General features: G+C 39.7%; 15 protein-coding genes. 5 read left to right on the top strand and 10 right to left on the bottom strand.

The genetic code is table 11. The annotated features are described in order from the left end of the window. Positions 1 to 2 precede the first annotated feature (2 nt). The 6 genes from mnmE to rpmH form a co-directional block, all read right to left on the bottom strand. Complete coding sequence (mnmE, locus tag ABWV72_RS18375; protein WP_342806088.1) at positions 3 to 1,370, bottom strand: tRNA uridine-5-carboxymethylaminomethyl(34) synthesis GTPase MnmE; 1,368 nt, start codon at positions 1,368 to 1,370, stop codon at positions 3 to 5. Positions 1,371 to 1,385: 15 nt separating this feature from the next. Further along, a complete protein-coding gene (locus tag ABWV72_RS18370; RefSeq protein ID WP_216046799.1) occupies positions 1,386 to 1,868 on the bottom strand; it encodes a YajQ family cyclic di-GMP-binding protein in 483 nt (160 codons plus the stop codon). Between the two features lie 102 nt (positions 1,869 to 1,970). Next, the gene (gene yidC / locus ABWV72_RS18365) at positions 1,971 to 3,632 is read right to left on the bottom strand and encodes a membrane protein insertase YidC (RefSeq protein WP_342806090.1); all 1,662 of its coding nucleotides are present in this window, start codon (positions 3,630 to 3,632) and stop codon (positions 1,971 to 1,973) included. Between the two features lie 150 nt (positions 3,633 to 3,782). After that, positions 3,783 to 4,037 carry a membrane protein insertion efficiency factor YidD gene (gene yidD / locus ABWV72_RS18360; protein WP_216046797.1) on the bottom strand — a complete coding sequence of 85 codons (255 nt, stop codon included), beginning with the start codon at positions 4,035 to 4,037 and terminating at the stop codon, positions 3,783 to 3,785. Continuing rightward, on the bottom strand, positions 3,992 to 4,360 hold the full coding sequence (gene rnpA, locus ABWV72_RS18355; protein WP_216046796.1) for a ribonuclease P protein component: 369 nt from the start codon (positions 4,358 to 4,360) through the stop codon (positions 3,992 to 3,994). The genes yidD and rnpA overlap by 46 nt, the downstream gene beginning before the upstream one ends. A gap of 9 nt (positions 4,361 to 4,369) precedes the next feature. Continuing rightward, positions 4,370 to 4,504, bottom strand: a complete 135-nt coding sequence (rpmH, locus tag ABWV72_RS18350) for a 50S ribosomal protein L34 (protein ID WP_008842504.1) — start codon at positions 4,502 to 4,504, stop codon at positions 4,370 to 4,372. Positions 4,505 to 5,050: 546 nt separating this feature from the next. Here rpmH and dnaA point away from each other — a divergent pair. Genes dnaA through gyrB form a run of 4 tightly spaced genes read left to right on the top strand, consistent with a single transcriptional unit; the run spans position 5,051 to position 11,173 of the window. Next, complete coding sequence (dnaA, locus tag ABWV72_RS18345; protein ID WP_216046795.1) at positions 5,051 to 6,496, top strand: chromosomal replication initiator protein DnaA; 1,446 nt, start codon at positions 5,051 to 5,053, stop codon at positions 6,494 to 6,496. A gap of 20 nt (positions 6,497 to 6,516) precedes the next feature. Next, complete coding sequence (gene dnaN, locus ABWV72_RS18340) at positions 6,517 to 7,623, top strand: DNA polymerase III subunit beta (RefSeq protein WP_216046794.1); 1,107 nt, start codon at positions 6,517 to 6,519, stop codon at positions 7,621 to 7,623. A gap of 24 nt (positions 7,624 to 7,647) precedes the next feature. Further along, the gene (recF, locus tag ABWV72_RS18335; RefSeq protein ID WP_216046793.1) at positions 7,648 to 8,748 is read left to right on the top strand and encodes a DNA replication/repair protein RecF; all 1,101 of its coding nucleotides are present in this window, start codon (positions 7,648 to 7,650) and stop codon (positions 8,746 to 8,748) included. Positions 8,749 to 8,752: 4 nt separating this feature from the next. Further along, positions 8,753 to 11,173, top strand: coding sequence for a DNA topoisomerase (ATP-hydrolyzing) subunit B (gene gyrB / locus ABWV72_RS18330; protein WP_216046792.1), 2,421 nt, complete (start codon positions 8,753 to 8,755; stop codon positions 11,171 to 11,173). Positions 11,174 to 11,507: 334 nt separating this feature from the next. Here gyrB and ABWV72_RS18325 read toward each other — a convergent pair whose 3' ends face one another. Genes ABWV72_RS18325 through glyQ form a run of 3 tightly spaced genes read right to left on the bottom strand, consistent with a single transcriptional unit; the run spans position 11,508 to position 14,965 of the window. Beyond that, positions 11,508 to 11,942, bottom strand: coding sequence for an early set domain-containing protein (locus tag ABWV72_RS18325; protein WP_216046789.1), 435 nt, complete (start codon positions 11,940 to 11,942; stop codon positions 11,508 to 11,510). A gap of 28 nt (positions 11,943 to 11,970) precedes the next feature. Further along, a complete protein-coding gene (glyS, locus tag ABWV72_RS18320; RefSeq protein ID WP_353372263.1) occupies positions 11,971 to 14,043 on the bottom strand; it encodes a glycine--tRNA ligase subunit beta in 2,073 nt (690 codons plus the stop codon). Beyond that, complete coding sequence (glyQ, locus tag ABWV72_RS18315; protein ID WP_216046787.1) at positions 14,036 to 14,965, bottom strand: glycine--tRNA ligase subunit alpha; 930 nt, start codon at positions 14,963 to 14,965, stop codon at positions 14,036 to 14,038. Before glyQ ends, glyS begins: the two co-directional genes overlap by 8 nt. A gap of 150 nt (positions 14,966 to 15,115) precedes the next feature. Between glyQ and ABWV72_RS18310 the strand changes: the two genes are divergently transcribed. Continuing rightward, on the top strand, positions 15,116 to 15,679 hold the full coding sequence (locus tag ABWV72_RS18310; RefSeq protein WP_216046786.1) for a DNA-3-methyladenine glycosylase I: 564 nt from the start codon (positions 15,116 to 15,118) through the stop codon (positions 15,677 to 15,679). 1 nt (position 15,680) lies between these two features. On the opposite strand, the gene ABWV72_RS18305 is transcribed toward ABWV72_RS18310, so the two are convergent. Next, entirely contained in the window at positions 15,681 to 16,133 is a 453-nt protein-coding gene (locus ABWV72_RS18305; RefSeq protein WP_216046785.1) for a DUF2489 domain-containing protein, read from the bottom strand. Positions 16,134 to 16,138: the final 5 nt, after the last annotated feature.

The raw sequence follows: 16,138 nt of genomic DNA, 5'->3' as shown, positions 1-16,138 counted from the left end.
CTTTATTTACCGATACAAAATGAAGAAAATATGCGTCCGAGTAAATCGTCTGAACTGAATTCACCGGTGATCTCATTTAATGCTTGCTGAGTTAAACGCAATTCTTCTGCCAAAATCTCTCCGGCAATATGTTCATGCAGTTGTTGTTGTCCAATATCTAAGTGTTCTGCTGCTCGATCTATGGCATCTAAGTGTCTTCGTCTGGCAATGAATTGGCCCTCAGAACTTTGGTCAAAACCCATACATTCTTTAAGGTGTTCAGCTAAGGCTTCAACACCTTGATTTAGACTTGCTGATAGACGGTAGACTGGTGTGTCACCGTGTTGTTCAAATCCCACTGACTCACCGGATAAATCGACCTTATTTCGAACCAAGGTCAGGCCAATATTAGCGGGCAATTTTTGCATAAATTCAGGCCAGATTTTATGCGGATCATTTTCCGCACTTTCACAGCTATCTAGCATGAATAAAACTCTGTCTGCTTTTTGTATTTCTTGCCAAGCTCGTTGGATGCCGATTTGCTCAACTTTGTCTGAGCTCTCTCTAAGCCCCGCAGTATCAATGATATGCAGTGGCATGCCATCTAAATGGATATGTTCTTTGAGAACATCTCGAGTGGTGCCTGCGATATCGGTTACAATGGCGGCATCGCGTCCAGCTAGAGCATTGAGTAGACTTGATTTCCCTGCATTAGGTTTACCGGCTATAACCACCTGCATACCTTCACGTAACAAGCTACCTTGCTTGGCTTGTTGTTTGACGTTTTGCATTTGGGTAATGATGTCGTTCAGATCTTTAGCTACTTTTCCGTCACTTAAAAAATCGATTTCTTCTTCTGGAAAATCGATGGCTGCTTCTACGTACATTCTTAGATGTATCACTTTTTCCACCAGCTGGTGGATATGTGCCGAAAATTCGCCTTGTAACGAACGCATAGCGCTTTTAGCCGCTTGGACTGAACTAGCATCAATTAAATCGGCTATGGCCTCAGCTTGGGCTAGGTCGAGCTTATCATTCAAAAATGCGCGTTCGCTAAACTCGCCAGGTCGAGCCATACGTATTTTGGGTATTTTGAGTATTCGCTTAATCAGCAAATCCAAAATGATTTGACCACCATGACCTTGCAGCTCTAGTACGTCTTCACCAGTAAACGAATGTGGGTTTTCGAAGAACAACGCAATACCTTGGTCCAAAGTCTGGTTGTCTTCGTCTAAGAACGCCAAGTATTCTGCTTTCCTTGGCGTTAACGTTTTACCTAGTAATGCTAAGGCAACAGTTTTCGCTAGTGGGCCAGAAACTCTAACTATGCCTACGCCGCCACGACCTGGGGCTGTTGCTTGAGCAACAATAGTGTCAGTTGGTAATTCCAAAATAGTATTGCCTGATTAATCGCGAAAGTTGTTAAATTGCAACGGTTGACCCATATCTTCGCCCCTAAGTAACGCCATCACCGCTTGCAAGTCATCACGTTTTTTGCCGGTTACACGAAGTTGATCGCCTTGAATGCTGGCTTGTACTTTCATTTTTTTATCTTTAATTAACTTCACTATTTTTTTAGCAATGGGTTGCTCAATGCCTTGTTTGAATTTGATGGTGCTACGGTGGGTTTTACCACTTCTTACCGTATCTTGAGGATCCATGGCGTTAGTGTCTAAGTTACGCTTAGAACACGCATTACGCAGCATATCTGTGAGTTGTTGAATTTGAAAGTCGCCTTCAGCAGTCAGCACGACTGATTCATCTTTGAATTCAATGGAGGCTTCAACACCTCGAAAATCAAAGCGTGTACTGAGTTCACGATTAGCGTTGTCAACTGCGTTACGAACTTCGTTCATTTCAATTTCTGAAACAATGTCAAAAGAGGGCATTTATTACTCCTGTTTTAATTTTGAGTATATTGTAAACCTGTAAACTTAGACAAAAAAGCCCGCAATGGCGGGCTTTCACTTTTATTTGGTGCCAATCACTTTTTATTTAGCTTTTAATCCACGTTTTTCCATGGACGAGTAAATAATTTTAGCTTGAACCAAGGTAATAACGTTACTTATTAACCAATATAAAACTAGGCCAGCTGGGAATATGAAGAAGAATAAACTCATTGCTACTGGCATCCATTGCATGATTTTCTGCTGCATTGGATCTTGAATCGTCATAGGTTGCAGTTTCTGCAATAAGTACATACTCAAGCCAGTTAATACTGGTAATACAAAATACGGGTCTTTGACTGATAAGTCAGTGATCCAAAATATAAAATCAGCGTGTCTTAATTCAACACTCTCTAGTAGAACCCAATATAGTGCTAAGAATATAGGCATTTGCAGAAGAAGAGGGAAACAGCCACCCATGGGGTTCACTTTCTCTTTCTTATACATTTCCATCATGGCTTGAGACATTTTTTGTCTGTCATCACCAAAACGTTCTTTTAGTTGTGCCATCTTAGGCGCTAAGTTACGCATTTTGGCCATAGACTCATATTGCTTCTTAGTCAGGGGATACATAGCCCCTTTAACAATAATCGTAATGATGACTATGGCTAATCCCCAGTTAATCACAATACTTTGAATAAATTGCAGTAATGCAAACAAAGGCTGTGAAATCCACCAAAGCACACCGTAATCAACAGTAAGGTCTAAACCGCGCGCTATTTGGGCAAGTGAATCTTGGTCTTTAGGACCCATGTACAGTGTACTTGTAATGGTGGTTGAATCACCTGGTGCAACATCTACAGGTGCGCCTTTAAAGCCAATTGCAGCATATCTAGACTGAACCACAGTACTGTACAACTGATTTGTGTCTTCTTGAGGTGGAACCCAAGCCGATACAAAGTAATGTTCTAGCATGCCAGCCCAACCACCAACGGTTGTTTTGTTTAGTTTTTCATCTTCCATGTCATCAAAAGAGAATTTTGAATAACGGTCGTCTTGAGTAGAGAATGCACCACCACGGTAGGTCGGCATAAACATACTACTTTCTGTGCCCTCAATAGCCTGTTTTAATTGGCCGTATTGTTGGTACTGCTTAACTTGAGAACTTCCGTTAACAACTTCGTATTCCACTTTTACATCGTGATGACCAGGGGTAAATATGAATCGTTTTGTAATTGCTACACCATCAGCAGAGGTCCACTTTAAAGGAACCACCAATTCTTTGTCTTGCATGACGAATTCTTGTTGGCTAACTACATAAGCGGGACGCCCTTTTTTGGTGTCAATCGCATCTCTGCCAACTAATCCGCTTTGTGCAATGTATAAAGTGACTGCATCAGGGCGTAATAAGCTGTATGAGTCGTCAGATCCTTGCGTAACCGGAAACTTACGAAGATTAGCGGAAATCACATCGCCACCACGGGTATCTATCAATACATCTAATGTGTCAGATATAACATGAACAACAGAATTAGATTGTGTAACTACCGGATTTACATCTTCAACTATCGTTGATTCAGGGACATCACCGTTATTGTCTGAGATAGTAGAGGGCGGTAAATCAGAACTAGGTGTGGACAAAGGTGCTTGTTCAACTATTTGAGTAGGTTGAACGGGCTGAGGACCATAGTCTTTTTGCCATTCTTGCCATAATAGAAAACTGACCAAAGCTAGGCCAATTATCAAAAAACTGCGTTGGGATTCCATATAATACTCTTTAACTACGTGTTCAATTTTGCGATTTTTTAAGACCGCATTTAGCTTTTCACAAATAGAGTAGTCTATTTGTGAACGTATTTATTACTTCTAATTTTTCACAGGGCGAAATAGTATAGGCAAATGAGGCAAATGATAAGTTCATTCGTGTTTTTTCGCCTTATTTTCTGGTACATGGTCAATACCACCCTGATGTAAGGGGTGACATTTACTAATTCTTCGAATCGTCAACCAACTTCCTACCCAAAACCCATGTTTGGAAATAGCTTCTATACCGTACTGAGAACAAGTCGGGTGAAAACGACAATTTTGCCCTAGCATAGGAGAAATCCAAAGTTGATATTGTCGTATCAACCAGACTGGGATTGCGCGCAACGGTTTGAGAGCTTTTTCCATAATTTTCCTAACAACAATGTTATTTGTTGATTCGTCATTGTGTCTAAGCCACTTTTTCCAACTACAACTATATCAGTGTTTGGAAGTTGGTGTTGATGCACGCGAAAACTTTCTCTGATAAGACGTTTAATGCGATTTCTATCGTGGGCTTTTTTGACGCGTTTTTTGGATATAGTAATACCCAGCCTAGGATGATCTAGCTGATTGAAACGGCCTAACACAGTGAGTTGAGGTGAAACTGAGGGGATAGCTTTTTGAAAGACTTTTTCAAAGTGAGTGGGAGTTAAAAGTCTTAGCTCCCGAGAAAACGAATTTTCACTCACTTTGAGAAATTAGGCTGATAAACGAGCACGGCCTTTAGCACGACGATTAGCAAGGACTTTACGTCCATTCTTTGTCGCCATACGGGCACGAAAACCGTGTGAACGCTTACGCTTTAAGTTACTTGGTTGAAATGTTCTTTTCATGACCTAGTCCCGATACATAAAGGTTAATACAAAATGAACTTCAATAGACGTTTAACCATTGCGCTCAAAAAGGATGCGGAATACTAGAGATATTTGTACCTGTTGTCAATCATTGATCGCAGAGATCGTTAAATTATTTGCTTTTATTTTTATAATAAATTAATTAACTGTTGATAACTGTATAAAATTAAATGAGGTTATCCACAAAAAGCTAGTTGATTTTTTCTAAATGGTGATTTTTATAGATTATTTTTATCCACCACGAATTCAAAATAATACAAGGTTATAGCTTTTTAATTATTCATAATATAATAAAATAATCAACTAAAACAAGCAGATAGATGGTATTAGACTAAGGTTTAGTAAATTATATCTAAATCAGTATTGCACTTAGTAGTGGGAATGCGAGATAATTCACAACCCCCTACGCTAAAGGGGATGAACAAGAACAATAATTGGACAATTTTCACTTCAGCGAGTGTTTTTAATTATCGAGTTATTTTAACTTTTAACGGGCTTAAACCGCCTCGTGACGGACTTTTTTTAATGTCTTTATGGAATAGATGCCTCGATCGTCTTCAACACGATCTTTCTACGCAAGAATTTAGTATGTGGATAAGACCGCTAAAAGTTTCAGAAGATAATCTTTATGTAACTTTGTCTGCTCCTAACCGATTCGTGCTTGATTGGGTTCGGGATAAGTACCACAGTCGTATAACCCAGTTATTGGAAGAATTTTGTGGTCCAGAAGCGCCAAGTCTATTATTGGAAGTGACAGCTAGACAGACGTCAAACTTTGCTTCTAACAATAACAATTCAAATGGTAATTTTGCGCCTAACAATAATGGTGCGAGTAATACGGCGAAACCCAATAGCGCGCAACAACCTCCAGTAGACGTCCAAAATTCAGAAACGCAAAAACCGGATAACAAAGATTTTAATCAAAAAGCCAGTGTTTCCAGTCAAGCTCATAAAAGTAATATTAATGTAACCTACAAATTCGATAATTTTGTTGAAGGTAAGTCAAATCAGTTAGCAAGAGCTGCGGCAACTCAGGTGGCTAATAATCCAGGCGGGGCATATAACCCGCTATTTATTTATGGCGGGACCGGGTTGGGTAAAACTCACTTACTGCACGCTGTAGGTAATGGAATTATTGCAAAGAAAAAAAATGCCACTGTGGTTTATATGCATTCAGAACGTTTTGTTCAGGATATGGTAAAAGCGCTGCAGAATAATGCGATTGAATCGTTCAAACGTTACTACCGATCTGTGGATGCTTTGTTAATAGATGACATTCAGTTTTTTGCTAATAAAGAACGCTCACAAGAAGAATTTTTTCATACCTTTAATGCGTTGTTAGAAGGCAATCAACAAATCATTCTGACCTCTGACCGATATCCAAAAGAAATCGATGGGGTGGAAGATAGATTAAAATCTCGTTTTGGTTGGGGTTTAACTATTGCCATAGAACCGCCAGAACTTGAAACAAGAGTAGCGATTTTGAATCGTAAAGCCCTTGAGAATAAAATTAATCTGCCTGATGAAGTGGCTTTTTTCATTGCTAAACGTTTGCGCTCAAACGTACGGGAATTGGAAGGGGCACTTAATCGGGTAATTGCCAACGCAAATTTCACTGGCCGTGCAATTACCATTGATTTTGTTAGAGAAGCGCTTCGTGATTTGTTAGCGCTTCAAGAAAAGTTAGTTACCATTGATAATATCCAAAAAACTGTGGCTGAATATTACAAAATCAAAATTGCTGATATTTTGTCAAAAAGACGTAGCCGCAGTGTAGCAAGACCACGCCAAGTGGCGATGGCTTTGGCAAAGGAATTAACCAATCATAGCCTTCCAGAAATTGGTGACGCATTTGGCGGAAGGGACCATACTACGGTTTTGCATGCATGCAGAAAAATAGTACAGCTAAGAGATGAAAGTCATGATATAAAAGAAGACTATCAGAATCTTATTCGAACACTATCTTCTTAAAATAAAAAATGAGTTTATAAATGAAATTCACCATCAGCCGGGAAAACTTTCTCCAACCTCTTCAATTAGTCTCTGGTGCTGTAGAGAGACGACATACTTTACCGATATTATCTAATGTACTAATAAAAGTCAGTGATAGTTCACTTTGGCTAACGGGTACGGATCTAGAGGTTGAATTGATCTCTAACGTAACCTTAACCGGTGAATTTGAAGAGGGCGAAATTACCGTTCCTGCCAAAAAGCTTTTCGACATATGTCGAGGTTTAGGCGATGAAAGCGAAATCAAATTCGAAGTTGATGGTAATAAAGCACTGATACGCTCAGGTAGAAGTCGATATTCGTTATCTACTTTGTCGGCCAGTGACTATCCAAATCTAGAAGATTGGGAAGGGGAAACTGAATTTGAAATTTCCCAAGCTAATCTTAAACATTTGATTGAAAGTACTCAGTTCTCAATGGCACAGCAAGATGTTCGTTATTACCTTAACGGGATGAGCCTTGAAACCGAAGAAGATATTATTCGAACTGTTGCAACTGACGGTCACAGACTAGCGTTATGTCGATTGAAATATACAGCAGCTCCTTTGCCAAGTAGACAAGTTATTATTCCTCGTAAAGGTGTATTGGAAATAAGTCGACTTATCGAAGCTGATGATAACCTTGTGAAAGTACAGTTGGGTTCAAATCACATTCGAATTTTTTCTACTGACTTTATCTTTACCAGTAAGTTGGTAGATGGTCGTTTCCCAGACTATCGCAGAGTACTTCCTAAAGATGGTGATAAGATCATCGAGGCCAGCAAAGATATTCTTAAAAATGCTTTCTCTCGAGCTTCTATTCTATCTAATGAAAAGTTCAGAGGTGTACGCTTAAACCTTTCTAAAAACGAACTTAAAATTACAGCTAACAACCCAGAGCAAGAAGAAGCAGAAGAAATTGTAGATGTTTCTTACGAAGGTGAAGGGGAGTTAGAAATAGGTTTTAATGTTGCTTATTTAATTGATGTGTTTAATTCGTTGGGTTCTGAAAACGTTAAGATAACGCTAGCCGATTCTAATAGTAGTGCACTGATTGAAGATGCTGCTGATGATTCAGCTCTTTACGTTATTATGCCGATGAGACTGTAATTGTAGTTTAGGAAACATCGGCATATGAAGCTGGACAAAGTCCAGATCCAACATTTTAGAAATCTGCAAAATGTTGACATTTCACCTTCTTCTTCGTTGAATTTTATATTTGGTCAAAACGGTAGTGGAAAGTCTTCTTTTTTAGAGGCTCTCCACTACTTGGGTTTTGGACGGTCATTCAGAACCCTTAAACACAAAAACGTGATTCAATATGATTCGACTGAATTCAGTGTTTTTTGTGTTGTATCTGATTCTAATCATTCTCTAAAACTCGGTATGTCTCGTAAAAATGATGACTCCCTGTTGGTCAGTGTAAATGGCAACAAGTCGAATAAAATGTCTGAGCTTGTTAGTCATGTTCCTATTCAGATATTCACACCACAAAGCTCAGATTTAATAATAGGTAGTCCGTCACTAAGACGTCGGTTTTTAGATTGGGGATTGTTCCACGTGGAACCTTCATTCATTCAGACCTCTCAAGACTACCAAAAACTAGTAAAACAGAAGAACGCGCTACTACGTAAAATCGGCTTAAATAGTAACAACGAAAATAGCACTCAGATGCAATTCTGGGACAAACAAATCATAAAGGTAGGAAACCACCTTACAGAATTGAGAAAAGGCTACCTAGATAGCATTTTGGAGCATATAAATAGCAATTTAATGCAATTTCTACCTGAGTTTTCGGTAGAAATCTCGTATCATAGGGGTTGGGAAAAAGACGCTTCACTTGAAGAGTCTATTAAAAGAAAATTTGAAAAAGATTGTCGTAATGGTTATTTAAGCGTTGGTCCACACAAGGCTGATCTGAAACTTAAATGCAATGGTGTTGAAGTTTCAGAGACCTTATCTCGTGGTCAATTGCGAATGTTGGTGGCAGCATTACAACTTGCTCAAATACAGCACCTAAGCGGTAAAACGAAAAAGTCCTGTGTATTTCTATTAGATGATGTTGGTGCTGAACTGGACGAGACTAAACGAGAATCTTTTATTGATAAACTGTTAGAAAACGAAACACAGCTTTTTATTACAGCAATCGAAAAATCTCAATTGCTGTTTATAGAGAAATACAAAAACAAGAAAATGTTTCACGTGGAACATGGCCATATGAGAGAGGAGAACTAATCAAATGGCAGAAGAGAATAACTACGATTCCTCGAGTATTAAAGTACTTAAAGGACTAGATGCAGTAAGAAAAAGACCGGGTATGTATATTGGTGATACAGACGATGGTACCGGACTTCACCACATGGTTTTTGAGGTGGTTGATAACTCCATCGATGAAGCTTTGGCTGGTCACTGTTCGGAAATTAACGTAAAAATTCACACTGATGGTTCTATTTCTGTATCAGATGATGGTCGTGGTATTCCTACAGAGATACATGAGGAAGAGGGTGTCTCTGCAGCTGAAGTTATTATGACAGTACTTCACGCCGGTGGTAAGTTCGATGACAATTCCTATAAGGTATCCGGTGGATTGCACGGTGTTGGTATTTCTGTTGTAAATGCATTATCAAAAAGACTGACCATGAAAATCCGTCGCATGGGTAAAGTATTCGAACAAGAATACGTTCATGGTGTTCCTCAAGAACCGCTAAAAGCGGTTGGTGAATCTGACACTACTGGAACCACAATACGTTTCTGGCCTAGCGAAGATACCTTTACTAATGTTGAATATCACTACGATATTTTGGCGAAAAGATTAAGAGAATTAAGTTTCCTTAACTCTGGTGTTTCCATTGTTTTATCTGATGATAGAGATGGTAAAAAAGACCACTTTAAATATGAAGGTGGTATTTTGGCATTTGTTGAATACCTTAATAGAGCTAAAACCGCCGTCCATTCAAAGATTTTCAATTTCACAACTGAAAGGGATGATGGCATATCAGTAGAAGTTGCGATGCAATGGAATGATAGCTTTAACGAAAATGTATTTTGCTTTACCAATAATATTCCCCAACGTGATGGTGGTAGTCACCTCGCTGGATTCCGTGCAGCGCTAACGCGTACATTAAATAACTACATGGAAAAAGAAGGCCTGAATAAAAAGGCTAAAACGAACGCAAGTGGTGATGATGCAAGAGAAGGGCTAACTGCTGTTATTTCAGTAAAAGTACCTGATCCTAAGTTTTCTTCACAGACCAAAGATAAATTGGTTTCTTCTGAAGTAAAACCTGCTGTTGAAACTGCAATGGGTGAAGCCTTAACTGATTTCCTTTTAGAGAATCCGACTGAAAGTAAAATCATCATTGGTAAAATTATTGATGCAGCTCGTGCTCGAGAAGCCGCTCGAAAAGCGAGAGAAATGACTCGCCGTAAAGGTGCGTTGGACTTAGCAGGTTTACCTGGAAAGCTTGCGGATTGTCAGGAAAAAGATCCTGCTAACTCTGAACTATATATAGTGGAAGGGGACTCTGCGGGAGGCTCTGCAAAGCAAGGGCGTAACCGTAAGAACCAAGCAATACTTCCATTGAAAGGTAAAATTCTTAATGTTGAGAAGGCACGTTTTGATAAAATGCTTTCTTCTCAAGAGGTAGCGACGCTAATTACTGCATTAGGCTGTGGTATTGGTAGAGATGAGTACGACCCTGAAAAGTTGCGTTATCATAAAATCATTATCATGACAGATGCTGACGTCGACGGAAGCCATATTCGTACTTTGCTTCTTACCTTTTTCTACCGTCAAATGCCTGAAATTCTTGAGCGTGGTTATATCTATATTGCACAACCGCCGCTTTACAAAGCTAAAAAGGGTAAACAAGAACAATACCTTAAAGATGACGATGCATTAACTAATTACTTAACTTCAATTGCATTAGATGACGCTTCTATCCATGTTAATTCTGAAGCACCTGGCATTTCAGGTGTTGCCTTAGAAAACTTGGTTAAGCAGTATCACCTTGCTGTGAAAATGATTAATCGAATTAGTAGGTTATATCCGAAGGTTCTTGTTAACCAATTAATTTACAGTGATATTTTGAATGTTTCTGATTTATCTGATCCAGCTAAGCTAGAAGCTTTTGGTAAAACTTATATTGCTTCACTAACTGATGATGAATCTGATGGTGCAACTTACAGTTTTGAAGTTAAAGATGATGTAGAGCGCAGCAGTCATTACATATCAATTATTTTGCGTCAGCACGGTATTGATACTGAATATAAATTTGACCATGATTTTGTTGATTCAACTGAATACACCAAAATCAAAGAACTAAATGCAGCAATCAATGGCATTATGGAAGAAGGCGCTTATGTTAAACGCGGCGAGAAAACCAAACCTGTCACCGATTTTGTAAGTGCATTGGAATGGTTAATGGCCGAATCTAAACGTGGTCAGTATATCCAACGATATAAAGGATTGGGCGAAATGAACCCTAGTCAGTTGTGGGAAACTACAATGGACCCTGCTAATCGTAGAATGCTTCAAGTAACCATAGAAGACGCTATTGGTGCTGACCTATTGTTCACTACCTTGATGGGTGACCAAGTTGAACCTAGACGTAACTTCATCGAAGAAAACGCCTTGAGAGTGGCTAACCTAGACGTTTAGTCCAATAGTCTGCAAGCTTTAACTTGTAGGACCTGACAACTTGTTAAATTAATAACGCTGAGAACTTCTGCTTTCAGCGTTTTTTTTGGCTCTAAATTATTGATTTAATTTAAAAATATCAATTTTAACCGCGCAATAATAGATCAAAAAGAGCAGGCGTTAGCGTTGATTTTAATGTATGGAGTAAAAGAGCGACTACTGAATAGATATGGAACATCTATTTTGTTCTGATTTAACGGGATGATAGAGGGGATATTAAGACTTTCTATGGAGGTTATAGCGTCTCACCTCCTAGGTTTCCCTAAGAGGTGAGTATGCAAGAGTTAACTAATACTTAGGATTTTTCAATATAAACAACCGGAGATTGTTCACTGGTAAAATCGATAAAAAAGTCATATGCGCCTGTTTCATCTGGAGTAAATTGAAAATTACCGCCAGGATTTTCACAAGACGACTTTGCTGCTTTACCCACAGTTAGTACTTTTCCAGCAGAGCCGGAAGGGCTGCCACAGTCATATCCAGGGGTATAATTTTCGTCTGCAAATTTAAAATCATAGGGCTGACCATCTGCGATGAGCTTCACGGTTGCCTTATACAGATTACCGTTTACTTTCTTAATTCGATAATTCTCATCAGCTTCCCACCAAGTAAAGACTCCTCGTAGATAGAAGCTTTGGTAGTCTTTTTCCATTATCTGCTCAACAAAGGTCGTTGAGCAGCCGGAAACAAAGGTGCTGACTAGAAAAATCAAAGCGATTCTATTTTTCATATTCTTGTATTTAAACCTCAACTTCGTTTTATTCGTATCTTAATAATGATATGTCGGCACACTTAAGGAACAACTGACGTAATTGCAGTAGAAGTGCGAGGCGATTATTCTTAACAGACTGATCGTCGGCCATTACCATTACATTATCAAAGAATGCATCGATACTGCTTGCCAGTTGCGAAAGAACTTGCAACACAGCTTCATAATTGGCTTTTGCTAACAATGGCGCTACTTCTTCTTGAATGCGAGATATCTCATCGGCTAAATGTTTCTCTTCAGACTCTACCAATAGGCTAGCATCCAGCTTATATTCATCAGATACATTATTCTTATCTAATATGTTAGCTACACGTTTGTTTGCTGCAGCTAAGGCTTGAGCTGAAGGTAGTAACTTAAACTGTTTAACACCATGGATACGCGCATCGAAATCCGCAGGTGCTGTAGGTCGTCGAGAAAGTACTGCTTGTATGACATCAACTTCAATGCCTTGTTCCTGATACCAGGTTCTAAATCTACCTAAAATAAAGTCAACAACTTGTTCTTCAGTGTCGTTGTTATTTATTTTGTCTTGCAATAGTTGGTATGCATCGCTCACTAACACGGTCAAATCTACTGGTAGTTTCAGTTCAACAGCTATTCTCAATATACCTATTGCTGCGCGTCTAAGTGCAAAGGGGTCTTTGTCACCTTTAGGTAATTGTCCAATACCGAATATACCTACTAAAGTATCTAGCTTATCGGCAAGTGCAACGGCACAGCTCACGTTAGATTGGGGTAGGGCATCACCAGAGAAACGAGGCATGTATTGTTCGTTTAATGCATTTGCAACAACTGCATCTTCGCCATCGTGATTCGCATAATGCATTCCCATGATGCCTTGAACATCTGGAAATTCCATTACCATTTCTGTCATTAAATCAGTTTTTGATAATAATCCAGCTCTAGCTGCCTGGGCTTCATCGGCACCGATATGTTTGGCAATTTTTGCGGCTAATTTAGAAATTCTGCGAGACTTATCCGCTAAGGTACCTAATTGTTTTTGGAACAAAACTGTTTCTAAACTATCTAGACGACTTTCTAATGTGCGCTTTTTATCAGTTTCAAAGAAGAATCGGGCATCCGCTAAACGGGGACGAATTACTTTTTCATTGCCGTGAATAACCTGAGCGGGATCTTTACTTTCGATATTGGTTACGAATAAAAATCGAGATTTAAGCTCGCCATTAGTATCTAACATCGGGAAGTACTTTTGGTCGCCTTTCATTGTATAAATTAGGGCTTCTTTTGGTACTTGTAAAAATTCGTCCTCAAAATTAGCAACTAATACTACGGGCCATTCAACCAATGCCGTTACTTCATCCAACAACTCTTGTTCAAGTTCAACTACACCGTTTTCTTGAGCTGCAGCGTCTTGAAGCTGTTGTTTGATGATATCTTGGCGGGCTTGATAGTCAGCAATTACATAATGATTTTTAAGCTGAGTTTGGTAATCGTCAGCATGGGCTAGCTCGAAGCTGGTTTCACCATGGAATCTGTGGCTGTTAACCGTTCTGCTTGACGTTAAACCTAATACTGAGCCCGCAACTATACTTTCTCCGTAAAGCATACAGAGCGTGTGTACAGGGCGTATAAATTGAATTCCTTTATTACCCCATCGCATTGCTTTAGGGATAGGTAATTTCTTTAATGCGCTTTCAACGATTTCTTCCAATAAGGTCGTTAACGTCTGACCGGCTACATTGGCAACATGTAAGAGCCATTCACCCTTATCGGTCTTGAGTCGCTGTGCTTGGTCAACACTAATACCATTTGAACGAGCCCAGCCTTCTGCTGCCTTTGTAGGATTGCCTTGTGCATCGAATGCGGCTGTGACTGCAGGACCACGTTTTTCGACTTGCTTGTCAAGTTGCTTCTCGGCCAATGCTATGACTCTGACCGCTAGGCGTCGCGGCGTGGCGAAGCTTTCGATAGCATCAAATTCTAAATCTGCTGCTTCAAAACCTAATTTAATACTATCTGCGAACGCTTGCGCTAAGTTCTTCAGTGCTTTTGGTGGAAGTTCTTCTGTTCCTAATTCAACTAACAAATTTTCTTTACGCATCACCTTTGCCTCCCTGTTTTGCGTCATCTTTACACATGGGAAACCCGAGTTTTTCACGACTTTGGTAGTAGGCTTCTGCTACTGCTTTTGCCAGAGTGCGCACTCTTAGTATGTAACGTTGGCGTTCTGTTACCGATATTGCGTGACGTGCGTCTAACATATTAAATGCGTGAGATGCTTTCATTACTTGTTCGTAAGCTGGAAGTGGAAGTCCTGCTTCAATTAGTCGTTGGCTATCTTTTTCGCATTGATCAAAGGTTCCAAACAAGGCTTTAACATCTGCATGTTCAAAATTATAAGCAGACTGTTCAACTTCATTTTGATGAAAAACGTCGCCATAAGTTACTTTACCCATTGGGCCGTCAGTCCAGGTCAAATCATAGATACTGTCGACACCTTGGATGTACATTGCTAAACGCTCTAAGCCGTAGGTAATCTCGCCAGTGACAGGGGCGCATTCCAATCCGCCTACTTGCTGGAAGTAAGTAAACTGAGTGACTTCCATTCCGTTTAACCAAATTTCCCAACCAAGACCCCAAGCGCCCAAAGTGGGGGACTCCCAGTTGTCTTCAACAAAGCGTATGTCGTGCACTAATGGATCAAAACCTAACTCTCTAAGTGAATCTAGGTAAAGCTCTTGAATATTATCAGGTGAAGGTTTAAGCATTACCTGGAACTGGTAATAATGTTGTAGACGATTTGGGTTTTCACCGTAGCGTCCATCTGTAGGACGACGACAAGGTTGCACATAAGCGCTGCTTATCGGCTCGGGACCTAAGGATCTTAAAAATGTCATTGGATGGAAGGTACCTGCACCCACTTCCATATCTAATGGCTGGATAATTACGCAGCCTTGACGAGCCCAAAAATCCTGCAATGCGAGGATAAGGCCCTGAAACGTCTTAATATCAAACTTTTGCATGTACAATCACTACATTATCGGTTACTAAAAAAATGCCCGCAAGTATACCTTTTGTCTTGCTTTGAATGTAGGCTAATTCATCGAATTTTGTAATAAACATGCAAGTTAAGCCCAAGTTGTTGGGAATTTTGCGTGAAATAAGGAAAGAATGTGGATACTAATCGCTGTAGTTGGGTGGGCAAAGATCCAATTTATCAAGAATATCATGACAAGGTATGGGGTAGGCCGGTCAGGGACCCTATCGATTTGTTTGCTAAATTGTGTCTAGATGGTCAACAGGCGGGACTAAGCTGGATTACGATTCTAAAAAAACAACAAAACTATGAAGCTGCATTCCACAATTTTGAACCAACAAAAATCGTACTATTTGATGACCAAGATATCGAACGTTTAATGTTAGACAAAGGCATAGTCAGAAATCGTTTAAAAATTAAATCTATCATTAACAACGCAAAAGCTTATTTAAAAATGCAAGAGGAGGGGATTGAATTCGATCAGTTTATTTGGAGTTTTGTCGGCAATAAGGTGATAACAAATCATTGGGTTAGCGCCAGTGAAGTGCCAACCTCTACACCAGAATCTGAGGAAATGTCTAAAGCCCTTAAGAAAAAGGGCTTTAGCTTTGTTGGTACGACGATTTGTTATGCGTTTATGCAGGCGGTAGGGCTAGTCAATGACCACACTACCGATTGCCACTGCTATAAACAGGCCTAAACTAGTTAAAACTAAGTGACCTTATCATCACCATTTCTTTTAAAATAGCAGACTCCAATTTGGCCTCTTGTTCTTCTCTATTTTGGTCTTGCTGCGCTCTTACTTCAGGTGCCAAAGCTTTGCGCTGTTGGTGCGTAGGCAACTCCCTAACTGCCAAAAACAAATTATACAGATTGGGATAGTCCCGTTGGCAATTTGGTGGTGACGCCACAGGTACACTGTCTAACAAGTTGACCAATCTAATCGCACCTTCAGATAAGTTACATTGCTGCTGTTCTACTGCCAAGGCAATGGTGTGAACACTTTCCATAATTCTAACGACACGATCTTGTCTTGCTTTTTGTTGGGCTTGTTTCTGTCGTTTTAATTGAAACAGTAATTTGCCTGCATAAAACGCGAGAGACCCAATGATCAAAAGTGCTAACGCTACCAGCGTATACTCTAAAACCGACAAAACCT

Origin of the sequence: Aliiglaciecola sp. NS0011-25 (assembly GCF_040370605.1) — a bacterium.
Classification (GTDB): Bacteria; Pseudomonadota; Gammaproteobacteria; order Enterobacterales; family Alteromonadaceae; genus Aliiglaciecola; species Aliiglaciecola lipolytica_A.
The sequence above is the reverse complement of the archived record's forward strand: the minus strand, read 5'-3'. Positions and strand labels throughout refer to the sequence as shown.

Coding starts and splice junctions, on each gene's coding strand:
- ABWV72_RS18370 (WP_216046799.1), bottom strand. CDS start 1,868: ATGCCCTCTTTTGACATTGTTTCAGAAATTGAAATGAACGAAGTTCGT.
- yidC (WP_342806090.1), bottom strand. CDS start 3,632: ATGGAATCCCAACGCAGTTTTTTGATAATTGGCCTAGCTTTGGTCAGT.
- yidD (WP_216046797.1), bottom strand. CDS start 4,037: ATGGAAAAAGCTCTCAAACCGTTGCGCGCAATCCCAGTCTGGTTGATA.
- rpmH (WP_008842504.1), bottom strand. CDS start 4,504: ATGAAAAGAACATTTCAACCAAGTAACTTAAAGCGTAAGCGTTCACAC.
- dnaA (WP_216046795.1), top strand. CDS start 5,051: ATGTCTTTATGGAATAGATGCCTCGATCGTCTTCAACACGATCTTTCT.
- dnaN (WP_216046794.1), top strand. CDS start 6,517: ATGAAATTCACCATCAGCCGGGAAAACTTTCTCCAACCTCTTCAATTA.
- recF (WP_216046793.1), top strand. CDS start 7,648: ATGAAGCTGGACAAAGTCCAGATCCAACATTTTAGAAATCTGCAAAAT.
- gyrB (WP_216046792.1), top strand. CDS start 8,753: ATGGCAGAAGAGAATAACTACGATTCCTCGAGTATTAAAGTACTTAAA.
- ABWV72_RS18325 (WP_216046789.1), bottom strand. CDS start 11,942: ATGAAAAATAGAATCGCTTTGATTTTTCTAGTCAGCACCTTTGTTTCC.
- glyS (WP_353372263.1), bottom strand. CDS start 14,043: ATGCGTAAAGAAAATTTGTTAGTTGAATTAGGAACAGAAGAACTTCCA.
- glyQ (WP_216046787.1), bottom strand. CDS start 14,965: ATGCAAAAGTTTGATATTAAGACGTTTCAGGGCCTTATCCTCGCATTG.